General features: G+C 74.4%; 15 protein-coding genes. 14 read left to right on the top strand and 1 reads right to left on the bottom strand.

Annotated features, from left to right (window positions below; all coding sequences use genetic code 11):
* Positions 1-63 precede the first annotated feature (63 nt).
* Entirely contained in the window at positions 64-825 is a 762-nt protein-coding gene (locus tag EV188_RS24150) for a class I SAM-dependent methyltransferase (protein WP_133828883.1), read from the top strand.
* A 93-nt stretch (positions 826-918) separates the two neighbouring features.
* Entirely contained in the window at positions 919-1,305 is a 387-nt protein-coding gene (locus EV188_RS24145) for a group I truncated hemoglobin (protein WP_133828882.1), read from the top strand.
* On the opposite strand, the gene EV188_RS24140 is transcribed toward EV188_RS24145, so the two are convergent.
* Positions 1,265-2,062 carry an IclR family transcriptional regulator gene (locus EV188_RS24140; RefSeq protein WP_243741964.1) on the bottom strand — a complete coding sequence of 266 codons (798 nt, stop codon included), beginning with the start codon at positions 2,060-2,062 and terminating at the stop codon, positions 1,265-1,267. The genes EV188_RS24145 and EV188_RS24140 overlap by 41 nt on opposite strands.
* A 79-nt stretch (positions 2,063-2,141) precedes the next feature.
* Between EV188_RS24140 and hutU the strand changes: the two genes are divergently transcribed.
* From hutU to EV188_RS24080, 12 genes are all read left to right on the top strand, one after another.
* Complete coding sequence (gene hutU, locus EV188_RS24135; RefSeq protein WP_133828880.1) at positions 2,142-3,779, top strand: urocanate hydratase; 1,638 nt, start codon at positions 2,142-2,144, stop codon at positions 3,777-3,779.
* Positions 3,776-4,948, top strand: a complete 1,173-nt coding sequence (locus tag EV188_RS24130; RefSeq protein ID WP_133828879.1) for an allantoate amidohydrolase — start codon at positions 3,776-3,778, stop codon at positions 4,946-4,948. Before hutU ends, EV188_RS24130 begins: the two co-directional genes overlap by 4 nt.
* The gene (locus tag EV188_RS24125) at positions 4,945-6,240 is read left to right on the top strand and encodes a formimidoylglutamate deiminase (protein ID WP_133828878.1); all 1,296 of its coding nucleotides are present in this window, start codon (positions 4,945-4,947) and stop codon (positions 6,238-6,240) included. The genes EV188_RS24130 and EV188_RS24125 overlap by 4 nt, the downstream gene beginning before the upstream one ends.
* Entirely contained in the window at positions 6,237-7,415 is a 1,179-nt protein-coding gene (hutI, locus tag EV188_RS24120; protein WP_133828877.1) for an imidazolonepropionase, read from the top strand. Before EV188_RS24125 ends, hutI begins: the two co-directional genes overlap by 4 nt.
* Before the next feature lie 77 nt (positions 7,416-7,492).
* Entirely contained in the window at positions 7,493-8,935 is a 1,443-nt protein-coding gene (locus EV188_RS24115) for an aromatic amino acid ammonia-lyase (RefSeq protein WP_133829084.1), read from the top strand.
* 193 nt (positions 8,936-9,128) lie between these two features.
* Positions 9,129-10,418: a gluzincin family metallopeptidase gene (locus EV188_RS24110; RefSeq protein ID WP_208114359.1), complete on the top strand. Its 1,290-nt coding sequence runs from the start codon at positions 9,129-9,131 to the stop codon at positions 10,416-10,418.
* A 9-nt stretch (positions 10,419-10,427) separates the two neighbouring features.
* Entirely contained in the window at positions 10,428-10,865 is a 438-nt protein-coding gene (locus EV188_RS24105) for a histidine phosphatase family protein (protein WP_133828876.1), read from the top strand.
* 182 nt (positions 10,866-11,047) lie between these two features.
* The gene (locus EV188_RS24100) at positions 11,048-12,520 is read left to right on the top strand and encodes an AAA-type ATPase lid domain-containing protein (protein ID WP_133828875.1); all 1,473 of its coding nucleotides are present in this window, start codon (positions 11,048-11,050) and stop codon (positions 12,518-12,520) included.
* Positions 12,521-12,627: 107 nt separating this feature from the next.
* Positions 12,628-13,068 (top strand): hypothetical protein, encoded by a 441-nt coding sequence (locus EV188_RS24095; RefSeq protein ID WP_243741963.1) that lies wholly within the window; start codon positions 12,628-12,630, stop codon positions 13,066-13,068.
* Positions 13,065-14,633 carry a GMC family oxidoreductase gene (locus EV188_RS24090; RefSeq protein ID WP_133828874.1) on the top strand — a complete coding sequence of 523 codons (1,569 nt, stop codon included), beginning with the start codon at positions 13,065-13,067 and terminating at the stop codon, positions 14,631-14,633. The genes EV188_RS24095 and EV188_RS24090 overlap by 4 nt, the downstream gene beginning before the upstream one ends.
* An 11-nt stretch (positions 14,634-14,644) precedes the next feature.
* Positions 14,645-15,190, top strand: a complete 546-nt coding sequence (locus tag EV188_RS24085) for a YbhB/YbcL family Raf kinase inhibitor-like protein (protein ID WP_133828873.1) — start codon at positions 14,645-14,647, stop codon at positions 15,188-15,190.
* Between the two features lie 52 nt (positions 15,191-15,242).
* Positions 15,243-15,473 (top strand): hypothetical protein, encoded by a 231-nt coding sequence (locus tag EV188_RS24080; protein ID WP_133828872.1) that lies wholly within the window; start codon positions 15,243-15,245, stop codon positions 15,471-15,473.
* Positions 15,474-15,564 lie beyond the last annotated feature (91 nt).

The raw sequence follows: 15,564 nt of genomic DNA, 5'->3' as shown, positions 1-15,564 counted from the left end.
CGGACCAGTGACGTGTCACCCTGTCGCGACGTCATCGCCGTCGAGCGCGAACGGGAGCCCGCCATGAGCGACCTGACCGTCGAGCACTACGAACGCGTGGCACCGGACTACGACGAGCACTGGTCGTACGACCCCGACTACGTCCGGCGGTTCACGCAGGCGATCGTCGACTCGCTGCGCCTCACCCGCTCCGACGCCATCGCCGACGTCGGCTGCGGCACCGGGCTCTACACGCGCCGGCTCGCCGCCGAGGTCGAGCCCGAGCGCCCGATCCTGTGCGTCGACCCGGTGCCGGCGATGCTCGAACGCGTCCCGTCCACGAAGAGCCTGCAGCCCCTGGCCGCGAGCGCCGAGGACCTCGCCTCCGGCCGCGTGGCGCCGCCCGGGCGGCTCGACGCGATCGTGCTCAAGGAGTCGTTCCACCACGTCGCCGAGCGCGAGGAGACCCTCGAGGGGCTCGCCGGGCTGCTCTCGCGCCACGGCCGGATCCTCATCGTCATGCTGCCGCGGACCATCCACCACCCGCTGTTCCGCGAGGCCCACGAGCGCTTCGGCGAGCTCCAGCCCGAGCCGGCGAAGATCGTGGACATGGTCTCCGCGGTCGGGCTCCGCGCGGCCGTGAGCTACCGGACGTTCCACACCGCCATCGACCGCGAGCGCTACGTCCGCATGCTCGAGTCGCGGTACATGTCGGTGCTCGGGGAGTTCTCCGACGACGAGCTGCGCGCGGGGATCGAGCAGTTCCGCCACGCCTACCGCAACGACCCGGTCCTGCGCTTCGACGACCACTTCGCGTTCATCAAGGGCTGGGTGAAGCCGGGCTGACCGGTTGTGCACGACCGGTCCGGGTGCCAGAGTGAGCCCGATCACGCCGCCGATCCACCACATCACCGGCGGTGACTCCGGAGGGGGATCTCCATGCCCGAGCAGTCCCTGTACGAGCGCCTCGGCGGCACCTACGGCATCGCCGGCGCCGTCGACGTCCTCGTCGACCGGCTCTTCGCCAACGTCGCGGTGAACGCCAACCCGGCCGTGCACGCCCACCACGGCGACCCCGCCAACGCGCCCGGCTACAAGTTCCTCGTCACCGCCTGGTCGATCGAGGCCGCGGGCGGCCCGAAGTGCTACCCCGGGCACGACATGGTGAAGGCCCACGAGGAGCTCGCGATCGACCAGGCGGGCTTCGACGCCGTGAAGACCGAGATCGCCGCGACGCTGAGCTTCCTGGGCGTGCCCACCGCGGAGCACGACGAGTTCATGGCGATCATCGAGAGCTACCGGCCGCAGGTGGTCCAGGCGGCCTGACGCCGCCCAGCCGCCGCGTGATCTCGACGGCGGTGCGGCCGACGACGGCGGCGAGGTCGGCGAAGTCGGTGCGGCAGGCCGGGGCGCACTGGTGCGGGAACGTCACGCTGATCGCGGCCACGGCCTCCCCGTCGGCACCGTGGATCGCCCGGGCGACCGAGGCGTAGCCGCGGCTGACCTCGCCGTCCTCGACCGACCAGCCACGCCGCGCCTCGGCGGCGAGCACCGCGGAGAGCGCGCGCAGTGACGTCGGGCCGCGGTCGGTGCGCCGCGTCAGCGGTCCGGCGCCGGCGAGCAGGGCCCGGCGCTGGGCGGGGGCAAGGCCGGCGAGGACGGCCCGTCCCGACGCCGTGAGGTGCGCGGGGAGCCGGACGCCGACCGCGGTCACCAGCGTCTGCGGACGGGGCGGGCGTTCGCGCAGCAGGTAGAGCAGCTCCCGCCCGTCGAGCACCCCGAGGTGGACGTCGAGCCCGATGCGGTGGGCGAGGCGCCGCAGCGCCGGACCCGCGACCTCGTCGAGCGGGTGGTGGCGCAGGTACGCCGTCCCGACCTCGAAGGCGCCGATCCCGACGGCCCAGCGTGCGGTGTCGGGCAGGTGCGCGACGACGCCGGCGGCCTCCAGCTCGGTGAGCAGGTGGTACGTCGTGGAGCGGGGGAGACCGAGGCGCGCCGAGAGCGTCGCCGCGGTCAGCGGCTCGCCCGCGGCGAGCAGGCGCAGGATGCCGAGCCCGCGCCGCAACCCCGGGACACCCGCCACGCCACCGGAGTCTCGTATCCGAGACACCGGGACGCCAGAGCCTCTGTCCGGCACGACGGCCGAGCGCTGCACTGGACCCATGCCAGCAGCGCGAGGAACGACCAGGTCGGCACGCACGTGGAGCGCCGAGGGCGCGCTGCGGATGCTCGACAACAACCTCGACCCCGAGGTGGCCGAACGGCCCGAGGACCTCGTGGTCTACGGCGGCACCGGCAAGGCCGCGCGCGACCACGCGAGCCTCGCGGCGATCCGCCGGTGCCTGGTCGACCTCGCGCCCGACGAGACGCTGCTCGTCCAGTCCGGGCGCCCCGTCGGGGTCTTCACGACCCACGAGTGGGCGCCGCGGGTGCTCATCGCGAACTCCAACCTCGTCGGCGACTGGGCGACCTGGCCGGAGTTCCGCCGCCTCGAGCACCTCGGCCTGACGATGTACGGGCAGATGACCGCGGGCTCGTGGATCTACATCGGCAGCCAGGGGATCCTCCAGGGCACCTACGAGACGTTCGCCGCCGTGGCGCGTGCCCGCGGCGGGTCGCTCGCCGGGACGCTGACGCTGACGTCCGGGCTGGGCGGGATGGGCGGCGCGCAGCCGCTCGCGGTGACGATGAACGGCGGCACGGCGCTGGTCGTCGAGGCCGACCCGGCCCGCGCGCACCGCCGCGTCGCGTCCGGCTACCTCGACGAGGTCGCCGACGACCTCGACGCGGCGCTGCGCCGGGTGGAGGCGGCGCGCGCGGCCAAGGAGCCGATCTCCGTCGGCGTCGTCGGCAACGCCGCCGAGCTGCTCCCCGCGATCCGCCGGGCCGGGGCGCCCGTCGACGTCGTCACCGACCAGACCTCGGCGCACGACCCGCTGTCCTACCTGCCCGTCGGCGTCGACCTCGCCGACTGGCCCGACTACGCCCGCGCCAAGCCCGAGGAGTTCACCGACCGCGCCCGCGCCTCGATGGGCACGCACGTCGAGGCGATGCTGGCGTTCGCCGACGACGGCGCCGAGGTCTTCGACTACGGCAACTCGATCCGCGCCGAGGCCCGGCTCGCCGGCGTCGAGCGCGCCTTCGACATCCCCGGCTTCGTCCCCGCCTACATCCGCCCGCTGTTCTGCGAGGGCCGTGGGCCGTTCCGGTGGGCGGCGCTGTCCGGCGACCCCGCCGACATCGCGGCCACCGACCGCGCGGTGGTCGACCTCTTCGGCGACGACGAGCCGCTGGCCCGCTGGATGCGCCTGGCGGGGGAGAAGGTGCGCCACCAGGGCCTGCCGGCGCGCATCTGCTGGCTCGGTTACGGCGAGCGGCACCGGGCGGGGGAGCGGTTCAACGACATGGTGGCGTCCGGGGAGCTGTCCGCGCCGGTGGTCATCGGCCGCGACCACCTCGACGCCGGCAGCGTCGCCTCGCCGCACCGCGAGACCGAGTCGATGGCCGACGGGTCCGACGCGATCGCCGACTGGCCGCTGCTCAACGCCCTGCTCAACACCGCCTCGGGGGCGAGCTGGGTGTCGCTGCACCACGGTGGCGGGGTCGGGATCGGGCGCTCGATCCACGCCGGGCAGGTGTGCGTCGCCGACGGATCACAGCTCGCCCGCGACAAGATCACCCGCGTGCTGACCAACGACCCGGGCACCGGCGTGATCCGCCACGCCGACGCCGGCTACGCCCGTGCGCTCGAGGTCGCCGACGAGCGCGGCGTCCGGATCCCGATGCAGGAGCAGCGGTGAAGCTCCTCGACGAGATCGCCGACGTCGGCCGCGACGCCCGCCGCGGTGGCTGGTCGCGCCACCTCGGCGACGACGCCGAGACCGAGCTGCGGGAGTGGTTCACCGAGGCGGCTGCGCGGCGCGGGCTGGACGTGGAGACCGACGGCAACCTCAATGTGTGGGCCTGGTGGGGCGAGCCGGGTCCCGACGCCGTCGTCACCGGCAGTCACCTCGACTCCGTCCCCGGCGGCGGCGCGTACGACGGGCCGCTGGGGGTGGTGTCGGCGTTGGCCGCTCTCGACGCGTTGAGCGCTCGCGGCGTCGTCCCGACCCGCCCCGTGGCCGTCGTCGTGTTCGCCGAGGAGGAGGGCGGGCGATTCGGGGTGCCGTGCCTCGGGGCCCGGCTGCTCACCGGCTCGCTCGACCCCGACCGGGCCCGCGGCCTGCGCGACCCCGACGGCGTCACGCTGGCCGAGGCGCTGGGCCACCGCGCGGCAGGGCTCGGGTCGGACCCCGAGCGCCTGGCCCGTGTCGGCTGCTTCGTCGAACTGCACGTCGAGCAGGGCCGCGCCCTCGCCCCGCGGGGTGACGCCCTGGCCGTCGGCTCGACGATCGTCGCGCACGGGCGGTGGCGGCTGTCGTTCACCGGCCGCGCCGACCACGCCGGCACCACCCGCCTCGCCGACCGACGCGACCCGATGGTCCCGGCCGCCGCCACCGTCCTCGCCGCCCGCGCCGCGATGGCGCGCCACGGCGACGAGGCCCGCGCGACCGTCGGGCGCCTGCACGCCACCCCGGGCGGCACCAACGTCGTCCCGTCCCGTGTGGACCTCTGGCTCGACGCCCGCGGCCCGCTCCCACAGGCGCTGCTCGACGACGTCGCCGCCGCAGCGCACGCCGCCGCGGCGGACGAGGGGTGCATGGTCGAGGTGCGCGCCGAGTCGGTCTCCGGCGCCGTCACGCTCGACCCCGGGCTCGCCGACACCCTCGCGACGATCACCGGCGCCGGCCGCCTGCCCACCGCCGCCGGCCACGACGCCGGCGTCCTCGCCGCCCACGTCCCGACGGGGATGCTGCACGTCCGCAACCCCACCGGCGTGAGCCACGCCCCCGACGAGCACGCCGAGGACGCCGACGCCGAGGCCGGCGTGCGCGCCCTCGCCGACGTCCTGGAGGAGCTGTGTCGGTGACCCTCTGGTGCGAGCAGGCGTGGCTGCCCGGCGGGCCCGCCGACGCGGTGGCGCTGGAGATCGACGGTGACCGGATCGCCGGCATCGAGGTCGGCGCCGCGAGACGCGGGACCCTCCTGCCCGGTCTCACTCTCCCCGGCCTGGTCAACCGGCACTCGCACGCCTTCCACCGCGCCCTGCGCGGCCGGCCCGCGCGGGCGGCGGACTCGTTCTGGAGCTGGCGCGAGGACATGTACCGCGTCGCCCGGGCGCTCGACCCCGACACCTACCGGCGCCTCGCCACCGCCGTCTACGCCGAGATGGCGCTCGCGGGCCACACCGCGGTCACCGAGTTCCACTACCTGCACCACGCGCCCGGCGGGCGTCCGTACGCCGACCCGATCGCCATGGACCGTGCCCTCGTCGAGGCCGCGGGCGCTGCCGGGCTGCGGATCACCCTGCTCGACAGCTGCTACCTCTCTGCCGGGATGGGGCAGGCGGGGTTCGACCGCCCGCCCGAGGGCGTGCAGCGCCGCTTCGCCGACGCCGACGTCGACGCCTGGGCGGAGCGGGCGACGCTCGTCGCGAAGCTCGACGACGGCAACGGGGTGCGCGTCGGCGGGGCGATCCACTCGGTCCGGGCGGTGCCCCGCGAGGCCCTGAGAACCGTCGCCACGTGGACGGGCACGAGGCCCCTCCACGTCCACCTCTCCGAGCAGCCCGCCGAGAACGCCGCCTGCCTCGCCGCCCACGGCCTGACCCCGACGGCGCTGCTCGACGACGCCGGGGCGCTCGGAGTGACCACCACCGCCGTGCACGCCACCCACCTCACCGACGACGACGTCGCCCGGCTCGCCCGCACCGGGACCCGCGCCTGCTTCTGCCCGACCACCGAGCGCGACCTGGGCGACGGGATCGGGCCGGCCGGCGCCCTCGCCGCGGCCGGCGTGACGCTGTGCCTGGGCAGCGACAGCCACGCCGTGATCGACCCCTTCGAGGAGATGCGGGCCCTGGAGATGCACGAACGCCTGGCGCACGGCGTCCGGGAACGCTTCACGCCCGGCGCGCTGCTGGACACCGGCGCCGACGGGGATACGATCCGGGTCGGGGCCCCGGCCGACCTCGTCACCGTCGACACCGCCTCGGTCCGCACCGCCGGCGCCCGCCCGGACGGGGTCCTGCTCGCGGGGTCGGCGGCCGACGTCCGCGAGGTCCGCGTGGGCGGCCGGGTGATCGTGAGCGACGGTGCGCACCAGCTCGTCGAGCGCCCGGCCGCCGATCTGGCCGCGGCGATTGCGGCGGTGCACGCATGACGGAGCTGATCACCGGGATCGGTGAGCTGACGACCCACGACCCCGAGGGTCCCGACGGACCGGGCCCCTTCGCCGTGGTGATCGACGGCGACCGCATCGCCTGGACCGGGCGCGCGGCCGACGCCCCGGCCGCCGACCACGCGGTCGACGTCGACGGCCGCGCGGTGCTGCCCGGCTGGGTCGACAGTCACACCCACCTCGTCTTCGCCGGCGACCGGGGCGAGGAGTTCGCACAGCGGGTCGCCGGCCGGCCCTACGCCGCGGGCGGCATCCGGACCACGGTGGACGCGACCCGCGCGGCGTCCGACGCCGACCTCGCCGCGCGCCTGCGCCGCCACGTCGCCGAGGCGGCCCGGCAGGGCACGACGTGCCTGGAGACCAAGACCGGCTACGGGCTCACGGTCGCCGACGAGGTCCGCGCCGCCCGGATCGCGGCGGCGGAGGTCGACGAGGTCACGTTCCTCGGCGCCCACCTCACCCCGACCGGCACCACCACCGACGCCTACCTCGACCTCGTCTGCGGCCCGATGCTCGACGCGGTCGCCGACGACGTCCGGTGGATCGACGTCTTCTGCGAGGACGGCGCGTTCGACGGCGACGCCGCCGCCCGGGTCCTCGCCGCCGGCGCCGCGCGCGGTCTCGGCGGGCGGGTGCACGGCAACCAGCTCGGCCGGGGCCCCGGGGTCGCCGTCGCGGTGGCGGGCGGCGCCGCGTCGGTCGACCACGCCACGCACTTGGCCGACGCGGACGTCGACGCCCTGGCCGCGTCGGACACGGTGGCGACGCTGCTGCCCGCCTGCGACCTCTCCACCGGCCAGCCCCCGCCGCCGGCCCGGCGCCTGGTGGACGCGGGCGCGACCGTCGCGCTGGCCAGCAACGCCAACCCGGGGAGCTGCTACACCACGTCCATGGCGCTCTGTGTCGCCCTCGCCGTCCTGCAGTGCGGCCTCTCCGTGCCCGAGGCCGTCCGGGCCGCGACGCTCGGTGGCGCGCGGGCGCTGCGCCGCGACGACGTCGGCCACCTGCGCGTCGGCGCCCGCGCCGACCTGCACGTGCTCGACGCGCCGACCGTCGTGCACCTCGCCCAGCGCCCCGGCGTGCCGCTGACCGCGGCGGTGTGGCGGGCCGGGCGCCGCGTCCCCGTCACCCCCGGCCCCGAGGAGGTCCGCCCGTGAGCACCGACAGCCCCGCCCGGCCCGTCGCGGACGTCCCCCTTGAGGGCCGCCCGCCGCTCTGGCTCGGCGGCTCCTCGATCACCGCCCGCACGGTCGCCGCGGTCGCGCGCACCCCCGGGCCCACCGACCTGCACCTCGACCGCGGCGCGCTCGCCCGCGTGGAGCGCGCGGCCCGGCTCGGGGCGGACCTCAGCACCCGCCGGGCGGTGTACGGGCGCACCACCGGCGTCGGCGCCAACCGGGACGAGCTGGCTCCGGAGCAGGGTGAGCACGGCCTGCGCCTCCTCCGCAGCCACTCCGGCGGCGCGGGGGACCGGCTCGCCCCCGAGCTCGTGCGCGCGGCGCTGCTCATCCGGCTCAACCAGCTCCTCGCCGGGCGCTCCGGGGTGTCGCCGGCGCTCGTGCGGGCGCTGGCCGACGCGTTCGCCGCCGACGCCCTGCCCGTCGTGCACCGCCTCGGCGCGATCGGGACCGGCGACCTCGCCCCGCTCGCCCAGATCGCGCTGGCGCTCGCGGGGGAGGGGGCGTGGGACACGGTGCCGCCGGCGCACCGCCCCGTCCCGGTCGACGCCGGCGACGCGCTCGCGTTCGTGTCGAGCAACGCGGTCACCCTCGCCGAGGCCGCGCTCGCCGCGGGCACGCTCGACGTCGTCCTCGCCTCGAGCCACGCCGTGGCGGCGCTGTCGTACCTCGCTCTCGACGGCAGCCCCGAGGCCTACGCCGACCCGGTGCACCGCGCCCGCCCACATCCCGGCCAGATGCGCTGCGCGCAGCGGATGCGCCACCTGCTCGGCATGGAGCGCACCCCGCCGAAGGGTCGCCGCATCCAGGACCCGTTCGGTCTGCGCGCGTTCCCGCAGGTCAACGGCCCGGCGATCGACGCCCTGGACATGCTGCACGGCGTGCTCGACGTCGAGGTCAACGCCGGCGCGGAGAACCCCATGATCGCCGTCGCCGAGGACGACGCCTACCACCACGCGCACTTCCACACCGCCTACGTGGCCGGCGCGCTCGACCACGTCCGCGCCTGCGTGCACGGCGTCGCCGAGCTCTCCGCGGCGCGCCTCGGCGACCTCGTCGAACCCGAGCAGACCGGCCTGCGGGCGTTCCTCGCCGACGGCCCGCCCGGCAGCTCCGGGGTGATGATCCTCGAGTACATGAGCCACGACGCGCTCGCGGCACTGCGCCAGGCCGCGCTGCCGGTGACCCTCGGGAGCGCGGTGGTGTCCCGCGGCCTGGAGGACCACGCGAGCTTCTCGACCCAGGCCGCCCGGGCCACCGCGGAGGTGGCCACCGCCTACACGCGGGTGCTGGCGTGCGAGCTCGTCGCGGCCGTCCGAGCCCTGCGCCTGCGGCGCCGCGAGGGGTGGCAGGTCGCGGCGGACGGGCCGATGCCGGTCGAGGAGGCCCTGGCCCGCGCCGAGGAGGTGCTCGACCCCCGCACCGAGGACCGCCCGCTGACCGACGACGTCGACGTCGCGGTCGAGCTGCTGCGGGATCCGACCTGGGCGCAGGTCTGATACGCCATTCGTGGACGGAAATTCAGAGATCGGCTTTCACCTCCGCCGAGAATGAAAGAATTGATGACCCTCGGCGATCGCGCGCGCACGAACGGAATCGCTCGGTCACAACTCGGTCCCGGCCCTGGATTCGATCGGGCGAGAGCGCGCATCCTTCCCGGCACACGAATCCAATTCTGCACGGGGGATCGCCATGTCGGTCGAACTGGACAAACGACTCGCCGCCGAGGGAACCAGGTTCCTGCTGTTCCCGCAGCCGCGTTTCCTGACGTCGAGCGGTGCGCCGCTGTTCGCGACGCCCGAGACGGTCACCGTCTCGACCCCGCCCGCGAAGGTCCTCCCCGGGCCCGCGGACGACCGCATGTACGTCGTCGACGCGAAGTTCAAGCTGCCCTACGAGTCGGGCGTGAGCGGCCCGCCGTTCGAGGGGGAGAGCCACCCGCCGGTGACGGCCGGGTCGGACGGGCACTTCACGCACCTCAACCCGAACTCCCGCGATTTCAAGGCGGCCACCATGTACGCCACGGTGCGCCGCGTCCTCGACATCTGGGAGGACTACTTCGGCCACGAGATCCCGTGGCACTTCGAGGCCGCGTTCGCTCGCCTCGAGATGATCCCCCTCATCGAGTGGGACAACGCGCAGTCCGGTTTCGGTTTCCTCGAGTTCGGCTTCGGCCGCACGCCGAACGGCACGATCGACCACGACCGGCCCTATTGCGAGAATTTCGACGTCCTCGCCCACGAGCTCGGGCACAGCATCATCTTCTCGCAGGTCGGGGTGCCGCAGAACCCGAGCGATCGCGGGATCGACTACGGCGGGTTCCACGAGTCGGCCGGTGACCTCACCGCGATCGTGGCGCTGCTGCACTTCGACACCTTCGTCGACAAGCTCCTCGCCGAGACGAAGGGCAACCTACTGACGGTCAACGGCCTGGACCGCGTCGGCGAGCTCTCCGACGCACGCCAGATCCGCGTCGCGCTCAACGCGAAGCGCATGAGCGACGTGGGCACGGAGCCCCACGAACGGTCGCTGCCGCTCACCGGAGCGGTCTTCGACACCATGGTCGAGCTCTTCCAGCAAGACCTCGTGGACCACAAGCTGATCACCGCCGAGCTCCGCGAGCGGTCGACGAACACCCCGACCGGGCCGGGGGACCTCCGCGACATCGCGCAGGAGTTCGCCGCGGCCTACGACGGGAACGAGGAGGAGTTCAAAGCCTCCCTGCTCAAGGCACGCGACCAGATGGGCAAGCTCCTCGCGGCGACGTGGTCGAGCCTGTCGCCGGACTTCATGACCTATCACGACGTCTTCGCGGGGCTCGTCGCCGCCGACCGCGAGATCGCGGACGGCGAGCACGGCCAGATCATCCGCGAGTGCTTCGCCTGGCGTCGCATCGATCTCCTGCCGCGCACGGCGCAGCTCTTCCGTCGCTCGCTCGATGACTGCGGGTTGCGTCCCGCCGTGGTCCACACGTCGGTCTGAGCGGCGTCGATGATCACCGTGCTCGCGGTCCGGCACGCCGACATCACGGATCCGGAGGCCGGCGGCGACCCGTCTCTGAGCGCGGCCGGACGCCGGCGTGCCGCGGCGCTCGCCCACGTCGTGCGCGACCTCGTCATCGACACCGTGGTCGTGTCGACGCTGCGGCGCACCCGCGAGACGGTGGCCCAGGTCCTCGACGAGCGGCCCGGTCTCGAGCTGCTCGTCGAGGACCGGCCGGCGGACCGGGCCGACGCCCTGCGGCGCGGGGAGCTCGGCGCGACGGTCCTCGTCGCGGGGCACAGCAACACGGTGCCCGAGCTGGTCGTCGCCCTGTTCGGCGACCCGGTCACGCCGATCCTCGCGACCGAGTTCGACCGCCTGCTCGTCCTCACCGTCGCCGACAGCACTGCGGTCGTGCGGGGCCTGCGCTACGGCGCGGCCGGCTGACGGGGCTGTCGCATCCTCCCGATATGAGGTTAGCCTCACCTCATGTCGCCGAGGTTCACCGAGCACGCCCGCCGGGGAGCGGGGCGTCTCAGGTTGACACTCGGAGACGGTTCCCTCCGTTGTCGTCTCTGCCACAGTCGATGACGTTCCGGGGCGCGACGAAGCGCGGGGGAAAGGCCGAGATGACCGAGACGGATCTGTGCGCACGCGAGCAGCTGGCGCGCTCGCGTGATCGCGATCCCGCGGTGCTGCCGCAGCGTCTCGTGGCGTCCTGGAAGCGCAGCGCCGGATACGGCGTCTCGCTGGACGACGTCGAGCCCGAGTTCGCCGGTGCCGTCGACGACCAGTCGCTGTTCTTCGAATCGGGCCACCAGGTCCTCACGGAACTGCACGAGACGCTCGCCGACGAACCGGTGAGCCTCATGCTCACCGATCCCGAGTGCCTGGTCCTCAACCGCGTGTGCAGCGACCGCGTCCTGCTGGGCGCCCTCGACGGCGTCTCCCTGGCCCCCGGGTTCGACTACTCCGAGCGCACCACCGGCACCACCGGGCTGGGGCTCGCGCTGGCCGACCGGGTGCCGACCCTCGTGCGCGCCGACCAGCACTACTCCACGCGGCTCTGGGGCTACACGTGCGCCGCGGCGCCCGTCGCCGACCCGGTGACCGGCGACCTGCTCGGCAGCGTCAACCTCACGACCTGGTCGCAGCAGTCCTCCCACCTGCTGCTGGCCCTCGCGAGGACCGCCGCCCGGACCACCGAGGCGCTCATGCTCGCCCGCGGCCAGGGCCGCGAGGCGCGCCCGGCGAGCCGCGGCCGGGTGGTCCGCGTGCGGACCCGGCAGGACGAGGACGAGGCACCGTGCCTCGAGCACCTCGGCGTCGAGTGGCGCGCCGCCGCCGACACCGCGCGCACGGCCCTGCGCGCCGGCCGGGGCGTGGCCGTCGTCGGCGAGCCGGGCGTCGGCAAGGGCGCGCTGCTGGGCGCGGTCCAGGCCCGCGGGCGCCGTGTCCTGCACGTCCGCCCGCCGGAGCCGGAGGACGTGGCGTCGTGGTGGGCGCTGTGGTCCCCGGAGCTGGGCAAGCCCGGGACCGGCGTCATCGTCGCGCGCGTCGACCGGCTCCCGGCCTGGGTGGCCAGCGAGCTCGCCGGGCTCGTGACGGGCGACGGCGCCCAGCTCTCGCTCACCGCCGAGGACCCGGTCGCGGTCCCCGACGTGCTGCGCCCGCTGGTCGGCACGGTGGTCGAGGTCCCGGCCCTGCGCCACCGCCGCGACGACGTCCTGCCGCTCGCCCGCTGGTTCGCCCGCGACGCGCGGCACCGCGCCGTGCGCTTCACCGCGGGCGCCGAGCAGGTCCTCACCGCCTACCACTGGCCCGGCAACGTCGCCCAGCTGCGCGACGTCGTGCGCCGCGCCGTCGCCCGCACCGACCTCGTCTCCGAGCGCGACCTCCCGCCGGAGGTCTTCACGGGCACCCACCACCAGCTGACCCGCATGGAGACCCTCGAGCGCGACGAGATCGTCCGCGCCCTCGCCGAGCCCGGCGCGACACCCGCGCGGGCCGCGAGCCGTCTCGGCATGAGCCGCTCCACGATCTACCGCCGCATCGCCCGGTACGGCATCCGGATCCCCGCCGAGAACCCGTCGCCGACCTAGTCGGCGGACAGCAAGGAACACCACCACCACACCACTTCCGACGTCCACGAGGACGCCGGCCGGACGAGCACGCCCCGAGAACGCCATCACGAGAGAGGACGGGTGCGGTGGGAAGCACGTTGTTGACGGCGCAGGACCGCCAGACGTTGGTGAACGTGGTGTACGCGGCATTCCCGCACAGCACGTTCCCGCGCGGACCCTACGAGCGCGCCGCGGACGCGGTGATCGCCGAGGCCGGCACGAATCCGCGGTTCCTCGCGCAGTTGCTGCAGGGCCTCGGGGAACTGGACGCGCAGCGCGACGTCCCGTTCTCCGAGCTGGACGCGGACACCGCCGCGGCGGTCCTGCGCGGGGCGGACGGCTCGCCGTTCCTGACCGCGATCGTGGACAGCGCCGTGGTGACGCTCTACAGCGACCGCGAGGTGTGGGACCTCCTCGGCTACGAGGGCCCCTCGTACGACAAGGGCGGCTACGCCGACCGGGGCTTCGACGACCTGGACTGGCTGCCCGACCCGAAGATCGAGTTCGAGGGAGAGGTGCCGGCATGACCCGCTTCGAGTACGACGACTCCGACGTCGTGGTGGTGGTCGGCTCCGGTGCCGGCGGCGGCACGGTCGCCAACGAGCTCTGCCAGCGCGGTTTCAAGACCGTGGTCCTGGAGGCCGGCCCGCACCTGACCGGGCCGGACTACCACCAGGACGAGTGGCCGGCCTTCGCGCAGATGGCCTGGTCCGACGCGCGCACCACGTCGGGCAGCTGGCAGGTCGCGAAGGACTTCCCGAACCTGCCGGCGTGGCTGGTCAAGGCCGTCGGCGGCACGACCACCCACTGGGCGGGCGCCTGCCCGCGCTTCAAGCCGCACGAGTTCACCGCTCGCTCGACCTACGGCGACGTCGAGGGCGCGAGCCTGCTCGACTGGCCGATCGCGCTGGGCGAGCTCGAGCCGTACTACGACAAGGCCGAGATCAAGATGGGCGTGACGCACCGCCACGGGCGCCCGCCGCTGCCGGCCAACAACAACTACAAGGTCTTCGCCAACGGCGCCGAGAAGCTCGGCTACCGGTACTACTCGACCGGGCCCTACGCGACCAACGCCGAGCCGTACGACGGCCGCCCGGCGACGCTGCAGGACGGCTTCAACTTCCAGGGCGACAAGCACGGCTCGAAGTGGTCGACGCTCGTCGCCGAGCTGCCCAAGGCCGAGAAGACCGGCAACCTCGACCTGCGCCCCGAGAGCCACGTCGCGCAGATCCTCCACGACGCGTCGGGCAAGGCCACCGGTGTGCTCTACGTCGACCGCAACGGGACGCTGCGCCGCCAGCGCGCCGCGGTGGTCGTCGTCGCCGGCAACTCGATCGAGACCCCCCGCCTGCTCCTGCTCTCGGGCTCCGCGCAGCACCCCGACGGGCTCGCGAACTCGTCGGGCCAGGTCGGCCGCAACTACATGCGCCACACGACCGGCACCGTCTGGGGGCAGTTCGACAAGCCCGTGCGGATGTGGCGCGGCGAGACGATGGCCGGCGTCATCGCCGACGAGTCCCGCCTCGACACCGACCGCGGCTTCGTCGGCGGCTACTACATGGAGACGATCTCCCTCGGGCCCGCGTTCCTCGCGAAGTTCATCGCGCCGGGGCGCTGGGGCAGCCACATCTCGGACCTCCTCGACGGCTACCGCAACACCGCGGGGATGTGGATCGTCGGCGAGGACATGCCGCGCGCCGACAACCGGGTCACGCTCTCCGGCGACACCGTCGACCAGCACGGGCTGCCGGTCGCGAACGTCCACTTCGACGACCACCCCAACGACGTCGCGATGCGCCGCCACGGCCAGCGGCAGGGTGCGGCGGTCTACAAGGCCGTCGGGGCGCAGAACACGATCGAGACGCCGCCCTACCCGTCGACGCACAACCTCGGGACCGCGCGCATGAGCCAGCGGCCCGGCGACGGCGTCGTCAACCGGTTCGGGCGCGCCCACGACGTGCCGAACCTGTTCATCGCGGACGGCAGCGTCTTCACGACCGGCGCCGCGGCGAACCCGACCCTGACGATCGTCGCGCTGGCGACGCGCCAGGCGGAGTACATCGCCACCGAGCTCACCAAGACCCTGGCCTGAGGGGAGACACGATGACCACCGCTCTCGCTCCGCCCGACCCGTACACCTTCCTCCCGGAGGTGCCGACCTTCACCCTGACCAGCACCGACGTCGCCGACGGCACGCCGCTCGCCCCGCCGCACACCAGCGGGATCATGGGCGTGCCCGGCGGCGAGGACCGGTCGCCGCACCTGCGCTGGCAGGGCTTCCCGACGGCCACGAAGAGCTTCGTGGTCACCTGCTACGACCCGGACGCGCCGACCGGCAGCGGCTTCTGGCACTGGGCCGTCGCCGACATCCCGGCCGGCGTCACCGAGCTCGTCGCGGCCGCGGGCGACCCGGACGGCTCCCGGCTGCCGCAGGGGGCGATCGCGCTGCCGAACGACGCCGGCATCCACCAGTACCTCGGGGCGGCGCCCCCCGAGGGACACGGGGTCCATCACTACTACTTCGTCGTGCACGCGGTCGACGTGCCGACGCTGGGGATCCCGCGGGCCGCCACCCCGGCCTTCCTGGGGTTCAACCTGTTCAGCCACACCCTGGCCCGGGCGACCCTCACCGCGGTCTACGAACGCTGAGCATGCGCGACCGTCGTGCCGCCGCCGCGGACCCCGCGGCGGCGGCCCCCGCATGCTGACGGTCCGGGTGCACCTCCTCGCCGAGGTGCGCCTCGCCGCCGTCGCGCTCCACGACCCCGACCGCGGGCTGCCGTCCGCGACGCGCGTCGTCGACGCCGACACCGGCGTCGCCGTCACGCGCCTGCTCGAGACCCGGCGCGAGCTCGGGTGCTGCCGGCAGAACGCGTACCGGCGGTTGGACGACCTCATCGCCCGGGCGGCGGCGTGGACCGCCCCGTCCTAGGTGTACTGACCGGACACGTTGGTTGAGCGCGTGTGACGACACGGTCTGAATGATCTTGAGGGGAGGACCTCTCGGGAGTGCTGTGGAGCTG

Source organism: Actinomycetospora succinea (assembly GCF_004363095.1).
In the GTDB taxonomy this organism is placed as follows: domain Bacteria; phylum Actinomycetota; class Actinomycetes; order Mycobacteriales; family Pseudonocardiaceae; genus Actinomycetospora; species Actinomycetospora succinea.
This window is presented reverse-complemented; position numbering and strand designations above follow the sequence as displayed.

Bases quoted from the DNA above. Each gene is read 5' to 3' on its own strand.
- EV188_RS24150 (WP_133828883.1), top strand. From the start codon at position 64: ATGAGCGACCTGACCGTCGAGCACTACGAACGCGTGGCACCGGACTAC.
- EV188_RS24145 (WP_133828882.1), top strand. From the start codon at position 919: ATGCCCGAGCAGTCCCTGTACGAGCGCCTCGGCGGCACCTACGGCATC.
- hutU (WP_133828880.1), top strand. From the start codon at position 2,142: ATGCCAGCAGCGCGAGGAACGACCAGGTCGGCACGCACGTGGAGCGCC.
- hutI (WP_133828877.1), top strand. From the start codon at position 6,237: ATGACGGAGCTGATCACCGGGATCGGTGAGCTGACGACCCACGACCCC.
- EV188_RS24110 (WP_208114359.1), top strand. From the start codon at position 9,129: ATGTCGGTCGAACTGGACAAACGACTCGCCGCCGAGGGAACCAGGTTC.
- EV188_RS24105 (WP_133828876.1), top strand. From the start codon at position 10,428: ATGATCACCGTGCTCGCGGTCCGGCACGCCGACATCACGGATCCGGAG.
- EV188_RS24100 (WP_133828875.1), top strand. From the start codon at position 11,048: ATGACCGAGACGGATCTGTGCGCACGCGAGCAGCTGGCGCGCTCGCGT.
- EV188_RS24090 (WP_133828874.1), top strand. From the start codon at position 13,065: ATGACCCGCTTCGAGTACGACGACTCCGACGTCGTGGTGGTGGTCGGC.
- EV188_RS24085 (WP_133828873.1), top strand. From the start codon at position 14,645: ATGACCACCGCTCTCGCTCCGCCCGACCCGTACACCTTCCTCCCGGAG.
- EV188_RS24080 (WP_133828872.1), top strand. From the start codon at position 15,243: ATGCTGACGGTCCGGGTGCACCTCCTCGCCGAGGTGCGCCTCGCCGCC.